A 20,556-nucleotide genomic window follows, 5' to 3' on the forward strand; every position below is an offset into this window, starting at 1 on the left:
TATTCATAGCGTGACTAGTTGAATGGGAGAATGTATTTTTCTTACAAAAACAGATTATAATTTTCACAATGTTTTAATAACAAAAAACACAAAAACAGTAAGTTGTTTTCAGGAAAAATGCTGTTTTTCCACACTATATTAAGATTTTTAACACTTTGATTACAACGATAAATAACCATTAGCTTACTTGATTACCATAACAAAATGTTAATTTAATGTTAAAATTTATAGTTTTTTGTAAGGTTTCTCAATTTGTCCGTTTTTTTCTATTTTTTAAAAAAACAACTACGGTTTTATCAAAAATTTCTTCCGTTCATCTGACAGATATTTTGTTAAAAATGATACAAAAAATTATATTTAAAATTTGTAATTTATTTCTTAACGAGAAGTTTCAGTTCCTAAGTATATTCTAGATATATCAGGAATACAAAGATCTGAAAAAATTAATTAAAATAGTCCGATGAACCCCATTCATCAAAACGTTCCAGATATACAAAAAAAGAGCGCTTCCTTAAACACAAAGAACCGTAATTGACAAAACGGTTTAACAGTAAGCAAATTACAACTTAATTTCAAAAACCTGTAAGAATTAGATTTCTTTTGTTTTTACAAAACCTACAACAACCGTCCTTACGTCTCTTTTTTTACTAATTTAGTCTTCTATTTAGTTGATAAAAACGACTTAATAACCCCAAAATAACTAACAAGATGAAGACTTTTAAAATCTATTCCCTAATTTTTATTTCATTATCATATTTTAACATTCAAGCTCAGGAGACTGTAGATCATTCTGCGTGGGATCAAATTCTGGTTCTAAATGTAACCGAAGATGGTTTAGTAGATTACGACGGAGTGACAAGCGATGTCGTTGTTTTTTATAAGTATTTTAGATATCTACAAAATATATCTCCAGAAGACCATTGGGATAAGAATGAAAAATTAGCCTATTGGCTTAATGTGTACAACGCAACTGTTATGAAAATGATTCTTGATGAATACCCTATCGAATCTATAAAAGAGTTAGAAAACCCTTGGAAACGTAAAGCGTTTAAATCTAAAGATGTACGATATAGCTTAGATGATATCGAACATAATATTTTAAGAAAATTTGGAGATCCCAGAATTCATTTTTTACTTAATTGTGGATCTATGTCCTCTCCAAGGCTTTGGAATAGAGCATATACTAGTTCTAATATCGCATATGCTTTAGAAGACAGAACCAGAGAATTTATTAACGACCCTCAAAGAAATCAGATTAACTCCAAAACAGTTAGAATCTCTCAATTATTCGAATGGTATCAAGAAGACTTTGTAAGTAATCATACAGATGTCATCGACTTTATAAATGAATACTCCACGACAAATATAGACAAGAATATTTCCAAAAAATATGTCAATTACAACTGGAGTCTGAACAAAAATCATGAAAAAACGCCGATAACAAGCAACAATTAAGTTCTAATTTAGTATTAACTATTTTGCGCACACATTCTTCATAACACTTTGATTAAAAGTGCGATGACTATTTTTTTACCTACACACAAACCTAAACAGCTAGGTTAGAACGTTTGTTAGATGTATGTATAATTGCATAAACCGCAACCCCATTAAAACCTAAATACAATTAATTATGTCCAACATTACCAACTTGAAAAAAACAATAACTATATGCTTCATAATCTCTTTTTCTTCAATACCCGCACAAACAATAATAAATGGTTTTTTTCCAAAAAAAAATGATTTTACTTTAGCCTCATCCTACTCTTATAAAAGTTATGATAATTTTTTTAGAGGTACTACTGCTACCGATGCTAACCCTGCTGGAATGGGTGAAATTTCGTCGTCTGTAGTTAGTGTTTATGGAGAATATGGTATGCTCGATTGGCTTTCTACAACGGTTACTCTACCCTATATATCTATGAGAAATGAAACTGGAGTTTTAGATCCAGTATCACAAACTGATGAGGTTAGTGGCGTACAAGATTTAAGTGTTTTTCTCAAAGCAAAAGTTTTAGAAAAAAACGTAAGAAATTCTTCTAAAATAGCTATTGGAGGTGCAGCAGGAGTTTCGGTACCCGTGGGAGGTTATGAAGAAGCAGGAATTCTATCGTTAGGTAGTGGAGCTACAACTTTCGATGGCTGTGGTTTTATACAAATCAATGCTTCTTCAAATCTATTTATTGAATTACAAGCGGCTTATAGTTTGCGTACAAATTCGGATTTTGAGATACCCAATGCTACATTATTTAGTGCAAAACTTGGTTATTATAACAAATGGTTTTATGCTCACGCAAAGGTCGGTAGTCAAAATTCTTTAGATGGGTTAGATATAGGCACACCCGAGTTTGGAGCTGCTGGTGGGGCTGCAGCATTACCAGAAACAGAAGTAGATTATACTAATTTCTATTTTGACTTGTATGTCCCCATATATAAGCAAAGTATTGGTATTTCTTCTGGATACACTGCTAATATGAGTGGAAGAAACTATGATCGAGCCTCCGGTTTTTCTGTAGGCCTAGTCTATAAAGCAAATTAACCGTTAAAATTATAAATCAACTTTCAATTAAACTTTTACCATGAAGAAGATCTTCTTTTTTTTAATCATCTTTTCTGTTGTTGCTTGTGAAAAAGACGAGTACATTCCTATACAAGGATTTGAAAACACTGGCATTGCTACAAAAGCGAATACGCAACCAACTGGCTTAGACAAACAAGTTTTAGACGCACTTGAAAATCTTACGGACGGTATCGGAGCTTCTTATTTCATATTGCCACCAAGTGATCAATATGGAACGATTCCCCAAGACCCTTTAAACCCTATTACCCCAGAAAAAGTAGCATTAGGAAAATTGTTGTTTCATGAAACCGGTACGGGTGGAAATCCTACTATAGCATCTAATTTATTTTCATATTCCTGCGCATCTTGTCACCACGCTGCTGCAGGATTTAGTGCTGGATTGAGACAAGGGATCGGAGAAGTTGGAGTCGGTTTTGGGAATAGCGGAGAAGGCAGAATTTTTGATCCCAACGCATCAGTAGGTGATGCGGATATTCAACCTATCAAATCTCCAACTGTTTTAAATGTAGCTTATCAGGATATAATGCTCTGGAACGGACAATTTGGTGGCTCTGGAACAAATCTTGGTACAGAAGCTAATTGGACGAACATTCCAGAAAATTTTATAGGATTTGAAGGTGTTGAAGTACAAGCTATAAAAGGACAAGGAGTGCACCGATTATTAGTTGATGACAACTTTGTAGCCGATTTTGGATATCAGCAAATGTTTGATGATGCTTTTCCTGATTCTCCAGTAACCGAAAGGTACTCTACAACCAATGCAGCCCTTGCTATTGCAGCTTATGAAAGAACCATACTACCCAATCAATCTCCTTGGCAAGAATGGCTAAAAGGAAACTATGATGCTTTATCTAACGATGAGAAAAAGGGTGCAAAGGCATTTTTTGGTAAAGGAAAATGTTATCAGTGTCATACCGGTCCTGCTCTTAATGATAAAAACTTCTACGCCTTTGGCATGGCTGATTTTGATAACTCAAATGAAGCTGTTGTATTACCTGGAGTAAATTTTGATGATGTCAAAAAAGGAAGAGGTGGTTTTACGAAGGTTGCTACGGATAACTATAAGTTTAAAACCCCTACTCTTTATAATCTAACTGACAATGGCGGATTTTATGGACATGGAGGTTCCTTTAGTACTGTAAGAGAAGTAATTGAATATAAAATCGAAGGAGTGCCTCAAAGCAATGAAGTACCTACAGCGAACTTAGCAGAACAATTTGGTGATATAAAACTAAATAAAACCGAAATAGATAACCTTACAGCTTTTATTGAAAATAGTTTACGAGACCCTAATTTATCCAGATATGTTCCAGATCAAATTAATTCAGGAAACTGTTTCCCTAATAATGATCCGATATCTCGAACAGACCTTGGATGTGACTAATAAAGACTTTAATATTAATCCCAAAATAAACTAAACCTAGTATACAATGTCATTATGAAATCATACTTCGGCTCATTGAAACTATTTCCCAAATAAAATAGTCCTGTACAAATTACTCAATGAGCTCAGTATGATTTTTTCTTATTTGGTAAAGTTATTGTACAACCAGCTTTACTATATCCGAATACTGATCACCAACTATTTTTAGAAAAAACGTCCCTTTTTTATCTAAATTAAAATTCGTTGATTGATGATCAGTAACGGAAATTTCATCAATTACTTGGCCAATAGTATTGATAACCTTTATGTTTACCGGATATATTGTCGTATCAGGTAACTCAAGATTAAAAATACCATTTCCAGGATTCGGATATATTATTGGTTTTAGCGTATGTATGGATAGATCATCTACTGATAATATCTGGCGATCCAGAAAGACTCTACTTTCACCATTACTAAAAGTATATCCTTGTAAACTGTTCCATATAAAATCTACAATTGCTGTGTAATTATTTTTTACGATATCCGGAATACGGATAGGAGCTGATAAATCTGCATCAGGAAATTGAAAATTTGCAGGAGGTTGTTCTGCATAGAGCACGGTGTAATGAATGAGAGCGGTCAAAAAATACAGTACAGGATACCCGTGAGGTGCAGAATCCTCATAAAGTGTGGTTGCAGATATTTCAGATAATATTCCATTAGCAGAAAACAAATTTGCTAAAATAGGTCCTACAGGTATTAATTTTACACGAGCATCTGGTCTAACCTGTAGCAATTCGTCTTGTAGTGTAATCCACCAATCGTGGAATTCTCCTCTCGTATAATCGTAAAACTCACCAAATTCTAAATCCTCTTCGGCTTCAGAAGTCGGTGGAAACGTTCCGTTAAACTCGGGCCAGTTTTCATAAATATAAAAGTCGATATCCGCTTCTTCCTCTCTCGTATAGTCTAAAATCCTGAGTACCGCCTCAACAGAACTTAGCGCATTAGGATCCTCATTACAATCTTCTATATATTGCTGCTCACAGAAGGCATTCTGCGAAGGTGATGATGTCTGTTGGATAAAGTTAGCTAGCGTAACAATCACATTATCATAGTTCCAACTACCAAAATCATCATTCGATTCATTTGTTCTGGTATTAGGAGCATCAATAAACCCCCATTGATAGATGGGAGGTAATTGTTGATATGGTAGAAAACCAAACTGCCCATCTATAGAATACTGGTGACCTGCCTGTTGTGCTAATAAATATAGCCAATCAGGGATGTTACTTCTATTTTGTGTGGATTGATCAGCACTATGATTCACCAGACTATGACCGAAAACATAAGACTTATTATTTATCTGAGAAAAACTATGTTGAATACAAAAAAATAATATCATAAGAAGCATTTTTTTGAAACTAAAGTCTACACTAAATTTGCTGCTATTTTGGTTCATAAAAGTATATTTTTAAGGTATGGTTTTATTATTCTCTATTGTAAAACGCACAATCTTAAAAACACCCTACCCTTTGTTTTAAACTTTTTCGCGTTTTTTTCCTTTTCGAGTTTTCTAGTGATTTATATCTTTGAGGTTCATAATGATTATATTTACTAAAAACAATCAGGTAGAAATGAAAGAAAAATTATTTGAGGAGATCATAGACAATTACGACATACTAAAATATAGTCTATTAAAAGCACAGACATTTGATGAGTCTCATTTTGGTTTTCCTGAAATCTATTATAAAATCATGGAGACTGATACGCAAAGAGTAGATGCGTTTCATAAAGCATTTCAACTCCATAATAATCTTAAGAACGCTACAGTCTGCGAAATTGGGGTAGGTACACTCCCGCTAACTAAATTATATATGCCATATGTAAAAAAAGCATATTTGATCGAAAACAATCCTGGTCTGATTCCTTTCATAAACAAAGAGATCGCTAAGTATCCATGGTCCGATAAAGTGGAGGTAATTTATGCAGATGCATTGACGGTTGATTTACCGGAAAAAGTGGATTTTGTAGTCGGCGAATTGATGAGTATTTATTGTGCTAATGAATTTCAGGTACAGATTTTTCAGCATATGCGTGAATTTTTAAAACCTAGTGGAAAACTATTCCCAAATAGGATTGTAAATTTTGCAAGACTTTGCGAAGCCGAAATTGATGCAGATATTCATCATTATCCGGTGAATTTCACAAGACATCAACCAATGTTCCTAACACAACAATTTTTAGTCAATGAGATTGAATTACTCAAAGAAAAAAGGCAAGGGGTACGACTTAGTTTTTCAGTTCCGGTATTATTCTCTGGAACCATAAATGCGTTGTATCTGGAATCATATGTTGAAGTTACAGAAGGATCTAATTTTACAGGAACTGATAGTTTGATGCCTCCTACAGTATTAAAAACCACTAATACCCAAGAAGTAAAAGCAGGAGATTTGGTCCATATAGATTTTAGTTTTGATTATGGTTCTTCTTTGGATGACATTAGTTGTATGTTGTCTTAATTTTTATCAAAGTGTCCTTTAATAGTCCGGCCAATGATATTTGATAAAATTCTTTCTTTTCTTTTTGGCGTTAAAAAGTCTACGTTTGAGATTACTAAACAGGAATTAGAAAAAATCTCTTGTAAAGATCAAGTTAAAGAAGATACTATTGATCTTGATACTACTGTAGTATTTAAAGATAGTTTTTCAGCATTATCTGAAACGATCTTTGAAGAAGCTACTCAAAAATTCAAAATTAATAGATACAACTATTGAGCACCAAAGTTTACAAGCTTAAAATCTTATAAATTTTTATCAGAACAGCAAGTTTCTTTTAAAAGGGATTTTCTTTATTGGATTACTAATGAAATATTAAAGTATTCGAAAATACTAGAAGAAAGTAATGGAATAAATAGTTTTACTATAATTAATGTCTACTAATATCAATAAAATACTATCATTCTTTGGAGTAAAAAAACCTCTACAAATAACAGAAGAAGAACTAGCACACATTAACCCTGATACACTAACTGACGAAAAAAGAATTGTAGAAACTATAGATTTGGATATTGAAAACACTGATATATCCCAAATTGAAGAGTTATTGTTTGACATTTATGAAGAGGCCAAAATGACCTCTAATTATGAGGATAAGGATCTTTATAAAATAGGTTTTAATTCATTAGAACATTATAAAAAATTAATCACATCACACCCAGAAATTAAAAAGCAGTTTTTCTATTTCATCACACCAAATATATCCCAAAAAGATCGATCAAAACACATACGATTTATAAAAACTAAATCAGAGATTCCCGAAAACTTTAAACTCGCTCTTAGTCAACTTGTTCTTAATTCCAAAATGAGATTGAACAATACAGATTTTACACATTTTTTTCAACTATGGAAAAATACGTATCCTTACTATTATCCATTGCGCCCTTTATTACGACAACTACAAAAATATTCTTCAGATCATAAAATAAGTCCAGAACTTAATACTTATTTACATTCTTTTTTACGTTCTAAATCCATACAATACCTACCTATCAAAGAATATATGGAAGCTAAAAGTATTATTCATAGAATAATACTAGAAAATAGTAAAATAAGTTTAGTTCCTTCTTCATATGTTTTTCAATTATTACCAGATTCATTCGGAACACACGTAAACAAACTTCTTTCTGGTATGAATGAAAAGTATCAGCATAATTTTTCTAAAATCCTAAAAATACTTAGTCAAGAAATAAATCAAAATACTGTAAAACAAATCAATACGTGTATTGATAATACAGACAAAAATAAATTTGATATTTTCCTGTATAATATCGTTCGTACATCTGCTTATTTAAAACTAAGAAGCGTTACATTAAGAAATAAAATCTATAATTCTAAGGATGAAATATATGGCACGTATGAACAAGTATATATAGAGAATATCGATTTAATTAAGGGCTTGATATTTATTGCTGGGATGAGAAAACACCAAAAATGCATCAAATTTATTACTATCATTTTAGAACGGTGTTTTAGCGTAAAATTAGGAACTAATTATGGTACGACATCTCGATCATTAGGTATTATATGTATTCAGACACTTGCTTTTAAATTCGATATAGAAGGAAAAAACGAATTACGTAAATTATATCAAAAGACTAGTTTTAAGCTTATCAAAAAACAGATAGAAAAAGAATCAAAAATACTAGAAGAAACAACTGGAGAATCGTTACTCTAAAATATCCATATCAAATCCAATGATATCTCGTATTCCAGGTTTTGAGACATCTTCTGGTTCAATAGAAGTTACGTAATGCCAAAGATCATTCCCGAAAGTAAATTCCTCTCCTGTATCCGCTTGAAAAATAAACTCTCCCGGCGCTAACACTTTATTATAAATAAGTTCATTGTTAGTTGCATCTGTTTTTTCATAAATCTGACTCTCTGCTCCTACTATGTTTTGTCTATTAATTACCAATGCAGACATAATATTGAGCACCATCTTCATGTACTCCTTCTGGGGAATTTTCTCCTTTTATTTTTTCTTTAGAAATGGTTCTCATAAAATGACTAGTAATCTGGATTTTCCTAATCTCTGGATGAATCTTTTTCACCAAAGCAGCCATTCTTTTTAACAATTCAAAAAACAATTTGTTCTCTACAGCATTTCTACTAGCTTGTTTAAAAACACGTTTCCATACTCTAAAATCATCTACATCTTGCTCAAAACCTTGCTCTATTATTCTTTCTACAAAATACTGATCATCCCAAATTTCAATCAAAAAAGTAGCAATGTTGCGTTGTCTTGTAATTGTAGATAACTGATCAAATTCATGTTTTTGATTCTCATCTAATTGCTGTATCCAATGTGCCAAGGCATCTATTGATTTTGCCCCCTCAAAGTAGGGTTTATGAAGTTTCTCTATAGCATCCAAATCCGAAGAAAAAGTAGCTTTCAAAAAAGTGATTTGTTTGCTTCTTACTAAATATACATCATCCTGTAACGTAGAAAAAAAAGGTCTAAAAAAATGAAGAAAAGAACTTACATCTATTCTTAAATCTGCAACACTACCTACGCGAATCGGTGATTTAATAGACCGTCCTAAGGATTTAGATATTTTTTTTTCCGTGATCATTTCGTTCTTTACTTAATCTTCGATCTCTATTTCATCCAAACCTAAATCTTCGAAAAAAATGTCTACCTGAAAATCAAGTTCAAAAGCTAATTCATAAAACTTCTTAGCCAATTCTTCATTTTTATCTACTTCATCACCAACAGTATACATTGCTGATAATTGCGCTGCTGCTTTACCATGTCCCAGATTTGCTGCTTTCGTGTAATATTCAATTGCTTTATCTGTATTCTTTAAAATATGTTCATATCCCATTGCATAATAGGTGGCTAGGTTATAAATTGCTCTTATATTGTCTTTTTCTGCAGCCTTGACACACCAGTCTAACGATTTTTTTATATCTTCTTTTACTCCGATTCCCTGAGCAAAATAAACACATAACTCGAACATAGCATTTGCGTTGCCTTTTTTAGCAGATTCATAATGTGCATTTAAAGAAGATTTTAAATTTTCTGTATATGCGTATCCTCTATACAACATATATCCTTTTAACAAATATACTTCTCCACTAAGATCTTCTTCCTTTAATTTCTCAACCAGATTTATGACTTTTTCAGCAGGAATTGATTCAATATTAGCAAAATATGCGACTCTCAGATATTTAATCCAAGCATCAATCCCATATCCTGATTCTCCTGCCAATCTAAAATAAGATAAAGCTTTTTTAGCATTTTGTTCTACACCTGCTCCTAAATAATAACTCATTCCTAGTTCATACCATCCTGCTGGGTTTCCTGACTCTCCAGATTTAGTATATAAGTCCACCATTAAATCTACATCTTCAGTCTGTAGCAATCCAATTAACAAATCACCTCTTTCAATCTTTTGCTTAATTAAATGAGCCTTTTCAAAATAAGTCATATTATTTACTTTTTTAAATGAAGTTATATTACATCCCATAGTAATAGATATCATTAAGACACCGATAAATAATGATTTTATTATCTTCACTTTTTGATTTTTCAATCTTAAATACTCTTACATTCTTCCGGCTTTTCGAAATTAAATAAATATCATTTTTATGATCATTTTTTAATTCTAACCTTCTTTGCAATATGATCCAAACATGCTTCTTTATTATGCAACCAGTACGTATACGGTATCGTAATAATAGGTATTTGTGTTCTAAAGAGTGTTTTGTATTGTTCTATAGAAAATGTTTTTTCTAATGTTCCTGGATATCCAACCAGATCAATACACACCGTTCTTTGGTTAAAAGTTACTAAAATATCCATTATATACCCAGCTAATGAATAATTGACAATAATATCTTGTTCTTGGATTCCTAATTGAATTAATTCCTCGTGTACTTCTGTTGCGAAATTATCAATATATTCCTCTGCACGATTATATTGATGGTGTATTCTAGTCTCTGATAGATAATCAATTAATAAATGTTTATTCTTAAAATTCTTGGGATCAAAGGAATAATACAAAAACTGTTTTTGTTTAGCACGAGTTATACTTACATTAAAAACATCTTCTCTGTCTAAATACTGAAAAACAGAACTGCTTATGTTGTTATCAATGGTAAATGTGATATACATTTGATCACGTTCCTCTCCTTGAAATTCGAAAGGTGTTCCAACAGCTATTTTGTGCTTCTTTATCGCGGCTAGATCATATTCTTCTATCTTGTCCTTTAGGTAATTTACTTGATCTCTAAAAGGAGAAAGAATACCTATGGTCGTTGCTAAGCCAGCCGCTACTTGAATTTCTTGATCAATTACTTTTTGTACATCCTCTAAAATTTTTTCAGCTTCCTTTAGATTCGTTCCATCTTTTAGTTTCTCACCTTCACAAAAAACCCAATATATAGCAGAAGATTTATGATGGATTTGTAAATCTGACATTACCTTTAGCTTATCAAAATAAAATTTCTGATTACTATATCGGATGATACTAGGAACACTGCGATAATGTTCATCCAGAAAATGAATATTACTGCTAGAAGGAAGTCGTTCCATCGCATAATCTAAGAAACTCGTTTCCCTATAATTCATAACATCTTCTCCCTTTATCAGACCGTAATTATTGGCAGTATTTTCCATTACCTGTCTAGATAAAAAAGAAACATGTCTTAGTTGTTTTGGATCACCAACGACTACTACTTTTTTAGCTCTGGCCAATACAGGAATCATTGTCGTAATATCACATTGGGAAGCTTCATCTATAATAGCTATATCGAAAATATCGTTTTCTAAAGGAAATACATCGCTAACATCTGTAGACTTTGTAATCCAAATAGGTAAACATTGTAATACTGATATAAAATTGATATCCTGAAATAAACGATCTCTTTCTACGACATCTTTAGTTTTTACAAGCTTCAATAGTTGAGAAAAAGTTCGATCTTTTTGCAATAAATTAGAAATTTTATCTTGGTATTTTAAAGAAATGATCTCTTTAATCAGCTTATTTCTCTGGTGAATATAATGATCCAACAATTCTATTAGCTGCCAAAAAGGATATTCTTCTAATACTTTTTTAGAAACATATTTTCGCTTCAATCTTTTAAAAAAAGAAGGCTTGTGATCCAAAAACAGCTCAGCATTTTTAATTTCTCTACCCTCTCTTTCTTGTATTTCTTCGCTTATCTCCTTTATTTTATTTTTAGCATAATCAATTTCAGCTTGCTTTTTAGGAATAAAAAAATCTCCTCCAGATTTTCTAAACCTAGTAATTGATTCTATTTTCTTTCTTAAGGTAGTACGGTGACTTCTACCAGAACCTGCTCTAATAGAAAGACCTTTTACTCCTAAATCTTGTATTATTTTATCTTGAAGTACATCTATTGCCTGATCGGATTTAGAACAGATCAAAACACTTTTATTATGATATACTTGGTCTAAAGCTAATGAAGCAATGGTGTACGATTTACCAGTTCCCGGAGGACCAATAACTACAGTAACATCATTTGATTTTACGGCCTGAATAATATCCAACTGTGACCGACTAAGATTAGAAGGAACACATACAGCTTCTTTTGAACTCTTTTCAGAATTAATTTCAATTTTCCTTCTCGAGAAAAAACCGCTGAGTGTATCATTAAACAAATGTCTTTCTTTGATTTCATCGATTTCGTGCAAAACATCTCTGCTAGATTTTGATTTCTCGACAATACCTAAAGCGATTGCAGGAAGTAATTTTAGCGATGACGCTTTTAGATGATTTCTAATTTTTTCTCCCGAAATAAGTTGTGGTACCCCTTCCAGCGCACTCGTATCAATTTTTATATTCTCTTTCAACTTTCTGGCGATTGCTCCTGTATCTTGTTTACCAGGTGCTAGATCATTAATCAATGACTTCAGCTCTAACACAAATGAATCATCGAGATTAAAATTGGACTTCAACACATTTAACAACGCATCATTCGCTCTATTCTCTTCAAAATTATAATTGACATGATACTGTGCTTCATTATTAATTTCTAATGTAGCAGGTGTTACTATGAGTGGTGCACATACAGTTCGCTTTTTTCCTAAAAAAGTAAGCTTTCCGGTTATAAAAAAACTACAGGCAATAAATGTCTTTTCTTTTCGATGAATTTCGAGATACTTATATAATTCTTCACCAAAATCAGTCTTCATAAAGGTGGTATCCTCCTCACGATACAGCTGATCAGTCGTATTTAGAAAGAATCGTTTATGAACTTTAGTCCCGAAAAAATTAAGTACATCATTATCTCTGAATTCTTGTTTATAACAATCCTGATAGTACGATAAGACTTTTTCTATGTGCATAGGCTGCTAATTTACCCTTCTTCTTCTTCGTCTTTCTGAAACCTTAAATAATCATCTACCGTTTGATTGATCGGTGGGATATCATCTTCAATGATTGTCTTTAATAATTCTTCTGTTAGTGGAGTAATAGTTACAATTCGATTTGCTTGATATTCGATAATTTTTTCAAATAAATTTCTGGCAACTCTTGCATTACCAAAACTCTTATGTCTTTTTTCGTATAACTTATCGAAAATGAACTCTAATTTTTCTTTTGCTTCATTGGCCAAAATGAAATCATTTTTGAGGCAAAACAATTCGAAAATTCCGATAAGTTCTTTGGGCTTATAGTGATCAAAAGTAAAGTATCTATTGAATCGTGATTGCAATCCGGGATTCGATTCTATAAACGCTTCCATCTCATCAGGATATCCGGCAACGATCACAACCAACTGATCTCGATGATCTTCCATCTTCTTTAGTAACACCTCAACAGCTTCATTTCCAAAATCTTTTTTATTATCCTTAGCTAAGGAATATGCTTCATCAATAAACAGCACTCCATCCAAAGACGTTTTCACTACTTCTTCTACTTTCAATGCAGTTTGCCCTACATAGCCCGCTACCATTCCGGTTCTATCCGTTTCTACCAAATGTCCTTTTTCTAAATACCCCAAATGCCTGTATATTTTAGAAACCAATCGCGCCACCGTTGTTTTACCAGTTCCAGGAGGTCCCATAAATACAGAGTGCAACGAATTATTCACATTTTTCAGGCCTTTTTCTTCTCTTAGTTTTTGGACTTTTAGAAAGTTAGACAGCTCTTTTACAGCAGTTTTGATATTGCTTAAACCAATGAGCACATTCAACTCATCCATCACATCATCCAACGTTTCATTCTCGTCGATCTCTGTTTGTTTAACTCCTTCTAATCTCTCTTTTGGATGTTGTAGTTTACTATTGATCTTCTTTAGCAAAGCTGTTTCTTCTTCAGAAATTGTTCCATCAGCCTTGGTAATTAGAGAAGCTATTCTATACAAAAAAGATGCGGAATTAGCAAAATGCTGACTATCCAATCGTTTTAATACAGATGGTAGTAAAAATTCATTTTTATATTCTTCTCCTAAATCAAAAAGACTTGCGGTTTTAATGATATCTATATTTTTGTCAAATTTTTCGGACTTTACAAACTTGTTGATACGCTCTATTGATAACGAAGTGATGATATCATTCCCTTGTAATTTTTCGAACATAAAAGCCAGTAAAAACTTTATCTTAGCATCCGCAACTGTTTTCTTACTATCACTCCATGGATAAATCATATTGAATACCTTAATGATATCTTGTAGAATCACGTGTTCTGCTTTGAACTCTATTGCATCATCCGTTTTATGAACAATGGCATTGATTGTATTAGAAAATTGTTTGTTATTGTTTAAATCTTCTGCCAGATTCTGAATCTTCTCACCTTCATTTTTCAGAATTTGCAGAAACTCATAATCGATATCAAACTCCTGAGTTGTATCTTCTTTTTGGTTTACAAAATCCTTAAACTTATTCGTGAAATCTGATAAACTCTTTCTCTCATCTTTTTTGGTCAACAAAAAATCATCTACCAAATCATTTAATAAATTAATATGTTCTTTTGGAAAAGCGCTAAACTTTACGTCCTGAAATACATCTTTTACCAGTATAATCTTGTGTTCTGCGATATGAATGCACTTAGTGGTAATTATTAAATCTAACTCATCTATAGACTCTTTTAAAGAGTACATTACTAAGAGATCTTCATCTTTAATGCTTAGTGTTGGAAAAGCAGATGAAATAGATAAAATTTTTAGTGGATTGACGGATTTTCCTTTAAAGAAAGAAGTTTTATGTTCTTGTGTTAATTTTGAAAAAAACTGATCTGTGGCTTTATGGTATTTCCTATTGATCATACTTTGTCTAATTCGTTTATATTAAATATTGTCCTAGGTTTATCGAATCGTTATGGTCTTTATGATCTTCGATAAGCTCAGACCAGCATTCAATATCATCTTATAACCATTTATGATTCTAACTATCTGCATCAATCTGCATCATGGCGTCTTCTACCTCGTGTACTAATTGATCAAAATGTGCTAATCGCTTCGTTTCTCTAGTTCTATTAAATGGTAGATCGATATCGATATGTTTTACAAAATGTGAAGGTGCGTGTTTCATAATATAAATATCATCTGCTAAGTATACTGCTTCCTGTATATCGTGTGTCACAAATAAAATCGTGGGGCTAAACTTCTCCCAGATACCAATCAGCAAATCCTGCATCTGTAAACGAGTTTTGATATCTAAGGCTCCAAAGGGTTCATCCATCAATAAAATTTCTGGATTGGACATTAAACTTCGAGCAATTGCTACTCGTTGTAATTGTCCGCCGGAAAGGGTAGGATATTGGGCATATTTTTTTTGATGACCATCCAATCCAACTAATTGAATCATTTCCATCGCTTTTGCATCACGCTCTTTCTTAGAGATCCCTTTAAAACGTAATCCCAAACCAACATTGTCTAACACCGTCATCCAAGGCAATGAGGAATACTGCTGAAATACCATACTCACTCTATTTTCCTTACTTACCGCTTTTCCTTTTACCAACACTGTCCCTGAGGTCGGCTCCTGTAATCCTGCGATGTATCGCAACAAAGTAGACTTTCCACATCCAGACATTCCCAATATGACAGAAAACTGTCCCTGCATGGGTTTATCTTCTACTAGTAGATCCAAATTTTCTATAATGTTGGTTTTTCCACCATCATATGATTGAGATACACCTCTAAGCTCTATAACATTAGGAGCCTGAGGACTATCTGTGAACTGTAATGCCATATTAGTGTTTGTTTCCTTTGTTAATATGCTTAAAAGGGAATAATATTCTATCGATCATTACAAAAAGTCGATCTTGTAATATTCCTATAACTACAATGATTATTAGTATTGCAAAAGCTTTATCAATTCTACTTTGTCGTTTTGCCGTCCAGATCAATTCTCCTATTCCGCCACCTTTATTCAGCATTTCTACAATGGTAATATAGGTCCAGGAAATTGCTGTTAATACTCGTATATCATCGATAATCTTAGAGAACACATAAGGCATATATACGGTTCTGATCGTCTGCCAGGATGTAGCACCCAAAGTAAAAACCGTATTGAGATATACATTCTGGACCTCATCGATCCGCTGTATGACGACAGGAATCAGATAGACTATGATACCAAACGCCAGAAAAGACACCTTCATATCACTTCCTAATCCTAACCACATGATAAAAATACCGGTTACTGCGGTTAATGGAATGAAACGATACGAATTTATAATCTGACTAAACAATCCTCTGAATAACGGAATCAATCCTAGTAAAAAACCAATAGGTATCGATATTAAAATAGCTACCAGATACCCCAAAAAGTTTAATTTAATGGAATAAAACGTATTTCCGATAACATCGTCATTTTGGTTCAGGTCAGGAAAGGCTTTGATTACCCTAATTGGTGGAGGTAACAAAGGATATACCTTGTTTTTCTTTAGTCCAAATGATGTCAATTTCTCAATGCTCATTGTTTCTAAAGCATCGTAACTAGCCACTAAAAGCGAATCACTTTCATAATACTTTCGATCGCTTTGAGTGATCTTAGAAATATCTATAGATTCATCTTGCGTAATTACTGAAGTAGATAAAAGCTCTGCCAATAAAAACCATAAGCCAATTAGAATCACTGCTCCAATTATTGTAAGTATGGTCTTATCCCTTGATTCTAAGCTCCCTCTAAGTTCAAACAGTTTTTTGATCCCTACCATTAGTCTACTACCAGTTCAAAATCTGTTCTTCTGTTCTTAGACTTACAATCTGCATTTTGATTTTGCTCACATCCGGGAACTGGTTTATCAGGACCATTTCCTATGATAATAAACCTGTTTGTTGGCATACTATGCTCTTGGATCAAGTAATCTGCTACCGATTGTGCTCTTTTCTTGGACAAAGTAATGTTAGGTCCTCTGGATCCAACATTATCTGTATTTCCTTCAATCCTGATACGTGCGTTCGCAAATGCCTTTGCTATTGGCGTAAATTGTAAATCTATTAATTGCTTAGAGTTTTCGTCTAATTGAAACTCTCCTGTTCTAAAACTGATACTTACTTTTTTAGAAGATAATGACTCTTTTTTCTCTAAGCTTTTATCAACAGCTGTAAATTGTTTTTGTTGTTCTGCATTATGGGAGTTTCCAGAAAGCGATGTTTTATTCACTAAATCCTTGGTAGACAATAATCTCCAGCTCTTTGCTCCAGCTGTGCTATATCCAAGGGCATTATATTTAACTTTCATCTTATTGTATAGGTCTTCTCCTGTAACACCCGTATAGTTTGGGTTTAATCCGAAGAAATCTTTGTTATCACCGTGTGTTGCTAAACGTACATTATTAATGGCATCATAACAGAAATCTTCTGGCTGTGATAATCCTTCCGCAAGAATTTTGGCAGCTTTCTTTTTATTACTATCAGAACTATTTAATTCTGAAGCTCCGATCATCCATCCTTCATATAGATCCTGTAATTGTTCCTTATGTGTTTCAATAAATTCTTTTTTAGACACAAAAACATCGGCAATAATATGCGTTGCATTTTTAGTACTTTCTAGTACTTTAGCTCCTGCTACTTTAGCAACACAATCTGCATCATCCGGACTCCAGACAACTGCGGCGTCTACCGTATTACTTTTAAAAGAATCTGCAGCGTCAATAGCACTTGGCACTTCTATTAATTGTACATCTTTTGTGGTCATATCACTAGCTTCTAACAACCAAATCAAAAATGAGTGTGATGGTGACATTGGCGCTACAGCAATTTTCTTTCCTCTTAGATCGCTTACTTTATTGATACCTCTGGCAGCTACAATAGCATCACCTCCACGGCTCCAATCTGCCTGGAATACAACTTGCGGTTGGTATTGTGACAATCCTTCTACTTCTGTTGGAAATGCATCAATGGTAGCCCACATTAAATCTATAGAACCATTTTTAAAAGCATCTCTGGAAGCATCGAAGTCATCAATTACCTCAAAATTCACTTTAAATCCGTAGTCTTTATAAAATCTTGATGCAGTATTCGCTTTGAATCCTTCATTAAAATATTGTCCACCAGCATATCCTCCCCAAGTTACTACTCCAAGATTGATCACATCTTTGTATCCGTCTTTGGTTTTACCACTTTTATCACTAGAAGTCAGTTCTTCTATTTTTTCTTTAGCTTCTGGATTATTTCTTACAAATTTATTTAGTAAAAAATACAATCCTCCAATAATAAGTACTACAATTAAAATTTTTGAAAACGGTGTTAATCTTCCTTTTGCCATGATTTTTGATTAGTGTTATGTTTTAATCCTCAAAATTAAATAAGTCTGAGTATTGATTATTCTGTGTTTTGGTTTTTACTATAGGTGCATCCAGATCCACACTATGTTGATCGTGCACTAATAGGTCTTTTTGATTTCCTAAAATAAGAGAAACTCCTTCGTTCTCCCATTTCTCGAGTAATTCTAAACCCTCTTCTTCAAATATTCCATTCTGTAAATCGATAGAGTCCATAAAATTGTTTGACATTTCCATAAAGCGTTCCATCTCCCCGATCTTCATACTTACATCATCAGCAATCGCTTCTAAGGCCCGGTCAAACATCTCTTTCTTATCATTGTTACCAGCAATGATATTCATTGCAGATTTCATTGCAGAATGGCTAGCTCGGATTGCCTTTCGTTCTTGCTCCTTTACCATTACCTGATCTTCGATATCCTCGAGAAGTATTTCAGAGTTCTCATACATTTTGACTAAAACCCGATACAGAATTTCCATCTTTTTATAGAGTTCATCCAATTTCAGGTTGGACTCCTTCAATCTGCCTGCTTTTCTGGATTTAAGAATCATAATTCCTTTCTTATCCCTTTCTTTTGCGGCACTAGCTAACTTCAAATTATTATTAATGTTCTTTTTATTATCATAGATGATGGTTTGCAAACGTTTCATTTGTCCTTTCAGAACAGCTATTTGCTTATTCATCTTCTTTAAGTTGCTATGAAGATCATCTATATAACTTTTTAAAATTCCTATAGGGTCGATCTGGATAAAAAGTCCTGTTAACCATCGCATAAAGGATTTATACATATAGAAAATAAGATTTCTCATCTTAGGATCCAACACGATATAAATGAGGGCTCCCAAAACAGCCAATAAAACCCCAAGATATAAGGTGTTTTCTACTATATTAATGAGGAAAGGAAGGGCTTTATACAATGCATATAATCCTCCGGCTCCTAAAAGTCCCATAAATAGCATCCCGGTTTTACCTTCGGGTTTTTTCCAAAATGTTTTTGGTTTCAATGAGTTGTTGTCCATTTATTTTAAGTATTTCTTCATTTTAACAATATCTTCTTCAAACTGAACTTTTAGATGATGATAAGATACTTTAAAATCATTTTGCGTTTTATTGATCTTACTATTACTTTCTTCAACTTTTGTTTTTAAGTCACCTATTTGTTGTTGATGTTTTGCAATTTCCTCTGTCAGTTTTTTAATTTCCTCTGACTTTTCCTTGATAATAGATTCAAATTGAGCTATTTCTCTTTCTCTTCCGGATACTTTACTATCAAATTGATTCTTAAAAGCTCCTAAAAATTGTTCATTCTCTTTATCCAAAACACCAATATAGAAATTAGTAGTTTGCAAAAGCTTGTCTAAAGTCACTCCCATTGTAGCAGCGGTAGCAAAAGCAGAACGATATTTAGTGGCTTCATCCATTGGCATTTTCTCCAATGCTTTTAAGGATTTCTTATATTCCAGATAATCAAAACCATCCAGATTATTTTTTTCAATGGCCTGCAATAATTTTTCAACTATTTTAGTATCCAATACTCCTTCTGATGAAGCAGTCACAGGATTATTAGGAAGCGGTGGTGGTGTTGAAGCAGTCGGTTTTTGATCAGAACCTGCATCCGTTTTTTCTACGGAATCTGCAGGTTTCTTATTCTCTTCCTCAGTATCATCAACTATGAATAGGGATTTTAAATTTTTTAGCATGGTCAGTGAATTTAAACAAATTTAAAAAAATAAGCGTTGTATAAGGAGATAAGAGCAATTTTTCCTCTAACACCTATATATTATTGGTATAATCCTTTGTCAAAACGTTACATTTATTTTGTGCCACATTATTTTATCATTCGATCCCAGGCAATTTTCAGTCCAAATAGTAACACCAAAAAGAATAGCATCAAATACTGAAATTTTCCTACAAAAAACACCCCGAAAAACATTCTCTGTACAACGTAAGTAATGATAAAAGTAATAATGATGATCATAAAAAGACCTGATAATTTCCCAAACCCCGGAATATGTGACATAGGGACTGTTTTGTTTATAATAATCAGAGCCACGATCATTGAAACCAAAGGAACAATGTATGTCACCACGTCCAATTGAAGTAAATTAGTTTTTAGAAAGAAAAAGCTATACAGCAGTAAAACCAGGGCTAATAACCCAGGAATTGCGACTGCATAAATTAAAACTCCATAGAAGTAACTAATAGGAGGTTTAAAATTTGATTGCTTTACAAAAAGCAACCCTATCAACGAACACGTTATAATTATGGCAAAATAGCCTAATACCAAATTAGGGTTATTACCAAACCAATTTATAAAATCCTGTACTGTCATTGCAGCTAAAAATATAAAT

At 32.9% G+C, this 20,556-nt stretch carries 18 protein-coding genes; 6 read left to right on the forward strand and 12 right to left on the reverse strand.

From position 1 onward, the window contains the following. The first annotated feature begins 708 nt into the window (after positions 1–708). From ACWGOQ_RS15815 to ACWGOQ_RS15825, 3 genes are all read left to right on the forward strand, one after another. Entirely contained in the window at positions 709–1,455 is a 747-nt protein-coding gene (locus ACWGOQ_RS15815; protein ID WP_452059115.1) for a DUF547 domain-containing protein, read from the forward strand. 175 nt (positions 1,456–1,630) lie between these two features. Next, positions 1,631–2,536, forward strand: a complete 906-nt coding sequence (locus ACWGOQ_RS15820; RefSeq protein ID WP_452059116.1) for a transporter — start codon at positions 1,631–1,633, stop codon at positions 2,534–2,536. Positions 2,537–2,576: 40 nt separating this feature from the next. Next, the gene (locus tag ACWGOQ_RS15825; RefSeq protein ID WP_452059117.1) at positions 2,577–3,962 is read left to right on the forward strand and encodes a cytochrome-c peroxidase; all 1,386 of its coding nucleotides are present in this window, start codon (positions 2,577–2,579) and stop codon (positions 3,960–3,962) included. A 154-nt stretch (positions 3,963–4,116) separates the two neighbouring features. Here the strand turns inward: ACWGOQ_RS15825 and ACWGOQ_RS15830 are convergent, their stop codons facing one another. Beyond that, positions 4,117–5,349, reverse strand: a complete 1,233-nt coding sequence (locus tag ACWGOQ_RS15830) for a T9SS type A sorting domain-containing protein (protein WP_452059118.1) — start codon at positions 5,347–5,349, stop codon at positions 4,117–4,119. A gap of 232 nt (positions 5,350–5,581) precedes the next feature. Here ACWGOQ_RS15830 and ACWGOQ_RS15835 point away from each other — a divergent pair, with 232 nt between their 5' ends. The 3 genes from ACWGOQ_RS15835 to ACWGOQ_RS15845 all read left to right on the forward strand — a co-directional run bounded on the left by ACWGOQ_RS15835 (position 5,582) and on the right by ACWGOQ_RS15845 (position 8,180). Next, on the forward strand, positions 5,582–6,466 hold the full coding sequence (locus ACWGOQ_RS15835) for an rRNA adenine N-6-methyltransferase family protein (protein ID WP_452059119.1): 885 nt from the start codon (positions 5,582–5,584) through the stop codon (positions 6,464–6,466). A gap of 33 nt (positions 6,467–6,499) precedes the next feature. Then, positions 6,500–6,721 carry a hypothetical protein gene (locus ACWGOQ_RS15840; protein WP_452059120.1) on the forward strand — a complete coding sequence of 74 codons (222 nt, stop codon included), beginning with the start codon at positions 6,500–6,502 and terminating at the stop codon, positions 6,719–6,721. 154 nt (positions 6,722–6,875) lie between these two features. Then, positions 6,876–8,180 carry a hypothetical protein gene (locus ACWGOQ_RS15845; protein ID WP_452059121.1) on the forward strand — a complete coding sequence of 435 codons (1,305 nt, stop codon included), beginning with the start codon at positions 6,876–6,878 and terminating at the stop codon, positions 8,178–8,180. Here ACWGOQ_RS15845 and ACWGOQ_RS15850 read toward each other — a convergent pair. The 11 genes from ACWGOQ_RS15850 to ACWGOQ_RS15900 form a co-directional block, all read right to left on the reverse strand. Further along, positions 8,172–8,429, reverse strand: coding sequence for a 2OG-Fe dioxygenase family protein (locus ACWGOQ_RS15850; protein ID WP_452059122.1), 258 nt, complete (start codon positions 8,427–8,429; stop codon positions 8,172–8,174). The genes ACWGOQ_RS15845 and ACWGOQ_RS15850 overlap by 9 nt on opposite strands. After that, positions 8,410–9,078 (reverse strand): 2OG-Fe dioxygenase family protein, encoded by a 669-nt coding sequence (locus ACWGOQ_RS15855; protein ID WP_452059123.1) that lies wholly within the window; start codon positions 9,076–9,078, stop codon positions 8,410–8,412. The genes ACWGOQ_RS15850 and ACWGOQ_RS15855 overlap by 20 nt, the downstream gene beginning before the upstream one ends. Positions 9,079–9,090: 12 nt before the next feature. Next, the gene (locus tag ACWGOQ_RS15860) at positions 9,091–10,026 is read right to left on the reverse strand and encodes a tetratricopeptide repeat protein (RefSeq protein ID WP_452059124.1); all 936 of its coding nucleotides are present in this window, start codon (positions 10,024–10,026) and stop codon (positions 9,091–9,093) included. 74 nt (positions 10,027–10,100) lie between these two features. Further along, entirely contained in the window at positions 10,101–12,818 is a 2,718-nt protein-coding gene (locus ACWGOQ_RS15865) for a DEAD/DEAH box helicase (RefSeq protein ID WP_452059125.1), read from the reverse strand. An 11-nt stretch (positions 12,819–12,829) separates the two neighbouring features. Continuing rightward, positions 12,830–14,737, reverse strand: coding sequence for an AAA family ATPase (locus ACWGOQ_RS15870; protein ID WP_452059126.1), 1,908 nt, complete (start codon positions 14,735–14,737; stop codon positions 12,830–12,832). A gap of 118 nt (positions 14,738–14,855) precedes the next feature. Beyond that, positions 14,856–15,665 carry an ABC transporter ATP-binding protein gene (locus ACWGOQ_RS15875; protein WP_452059127.1) on the reverse strand — a complete coding sequence of 270 codons (810 nt, stop codon included), beginning with the start codon at positions 15,663–15,665 and terminating at the stop codon, positions 14,856–14,858. Between the two features lies 1 nt (position 15,666). After that, positions 15,667–16,635, reverse strand: coding sequence for an ABC transporter permease (locus ACWGOQ_RS15880; RefSeq protein WP_452059128.1), 969 nt, complete (start codon positions 16,633–16,635; stop codon positions 15,667–15,669). Next, on the reverse strand, positions 16,635–18,188 hold the full coding sequence (locus ACWGOQ_RS15885) for a phosphate ABC transporter substrate-binding/OmpA family protein (RefSeq protein ID WP_452059129.1): 1,554 nt from the start codon (positions 18,186–18,188) through the stop codon (positions 16,635–16,637). Before ACWGOQ_RS15885 ends, ACWGOQ_RS15880 begins: the two co-directional genes overlap by 1 nt. Before the next feature lie 22 nt (positions 18,189–18,210). Beyond that, positions 18,211–19,224 (reverse strand): hypothetical protein, encoded by a 1,014-nt coding sequence (locus tag ACWGOQ_RS15890; protein ID WP_452059130.1) that lies wholly within the window; start codon positions 19,222–19,224, stop codon positions 18,211–18,213. Continuing rightward, the gene (locus ACWGOQ_RS15895; RefSeq protein ID WP_452059131.1) at positions 19,225–19,905 is read right to left on the reverse strand and encodes a hypothetical protein; all 681 of its coding nucleotides are present in this window, start codon (positions 19,903–19,905) and stop codon (positions 19,225–19,227) included. A gap of 128 nt (positions 19,906–20,033) precedes the next feature. After that, complete coding sequence (locus ACWGOQ_RS15900) at positions 20,034–20,537, reverse strand: hypothetical protein (RefSeq protein ID WP_452059132.1); 504 nt, start codon at positions 20,535–20,537, stop codon at positions 20,034–20,036. Positions 20,538–20,556 lie beyond the last annotated feature (19 nt).

This window comes from Aquimarina ulvae (assembly GCF_053613295.3).

Bases quoted from the DNA above. Each gene is read 5' to 3' on its own strand.
- ACWGOQ_RS15815 (WP_452059115.1), top strand. From the start codon at position 709: ATGAAGACTTTTAAAATCTATTCCCTAATTTTTATTTCATTATCATAT.
- ACWGOQ_RS15820 (WP_452059116.1), top strand. From the start codon at position 1,631: ATGTCCAACATTACCAACTTGAAAAAAACAATAACTATATGCTTCATA.
- ACWGOQ_RS15825 (WP_452059117.1), top strand. From the start codon at position 2,577: ATGAAGAAGATCTTCTTTTTTTTAATCATCTTTTCTGTTGTTGCTTGT.
- ACWGOQ_RS15830 (WP_452059118.1), bottom strand. From the start codon at position 5,349: ATGATATTATTTTTTTGTATTCAACATAGTTTTTCTCAGATAAATAAT.
- ACWGOQ_RS15835 (WP_452059119.1), top strand. From the start codon at position 5,582: ATGAAAGAAAAATTATTTGAGGAGATCATAGACAATTACGACATACTA.
- ACWGOQ_RS15840 (WP_452059120.1), top strand. From the start codon at position 6,500: ATGATATTTGATAAAATTCTTTCTTTTCTTTTTGGCGTTAAAAAGTCT.
- ACWGOQ_RS15845 (WP_452059121.1), top strand. From the start codon at position 6,876: ATGTCTACTAATATCAATAAAATACTATCATTCTTTGGAGTAAAAAAA.
- ACWGOQ_RS15850 (WP_452059122.1), bottom strand. From the start codon at position 8,429: ATGTCTGCATTGGTAATTAATAGACAAAACATAGTAGGAGCAGAGAGT.
- ACWGOQ_RS15855 (WP_452059123.1), bottom strand. From the start codon at position 9,078: ATGATCACGGAAAAAAAAATATCTAAATCCTTAGGACGGTCTATTAAA.
- ACWGOQ_RS15865 (WP_452059125.1), bottom strand. From the start codon at position 12,818: ATGCACATAGAAAAAGTCTTATCGTACTATCAGGATTGTTATAAACAA.
- ACWGOQ_RS15870 (WP_452059126.1), bottom strand. From the start codon at position 14,737: ATGATCAATAGGAAATACCATAAAGCCACAGATCAGTTTTTTTCAAAA.
- ACWGOQ_RS15875 (WP_452059127.1), bottom strand. From the start codon at position 15,665: ATGGCATTACAGTTCACAGATAGTCCTCAGGCTCCTAATGTTATAGAG.
- ACWGOQ_RS15880 (WP_452059128.1), bottom strand. From the start codon at position 16,635: ATGGTAGGGATCAAAAAACTGTTTGAACTTAGAGGGAGCTTAGAATCA.
- ACWGOQ_RS15885 (WP_452059129.1), bottom strand. From the start codon at position 18,188: ATGGCAAAAGGAAGATTAACACCGTTTTCAAAAATTTTAATTGTAGTA.
- ACWGOQ_RS15890 (WP_452059130.1), bottom strand. From the start codon at position 19,224: ATGGACAACAACTCATTGAAACCAAAAACATTTTGGAAAAAACCCGAA.
- ACWGOQ_RS15895 (WP_452059131.1), bottom strand. From the start codon at position 19,905: ATGCTAAAAAATTTAAAATCCCTATTCATAGTTGATGATACTGAGGAA.
- ACWGOQ_RS15900 (WP_452059132.1), bottom strand. From the start codon at position 20,537: ATGACAGTACAGGATTTTATAAATTGGTTTGGTAATAACCCTAATTTG.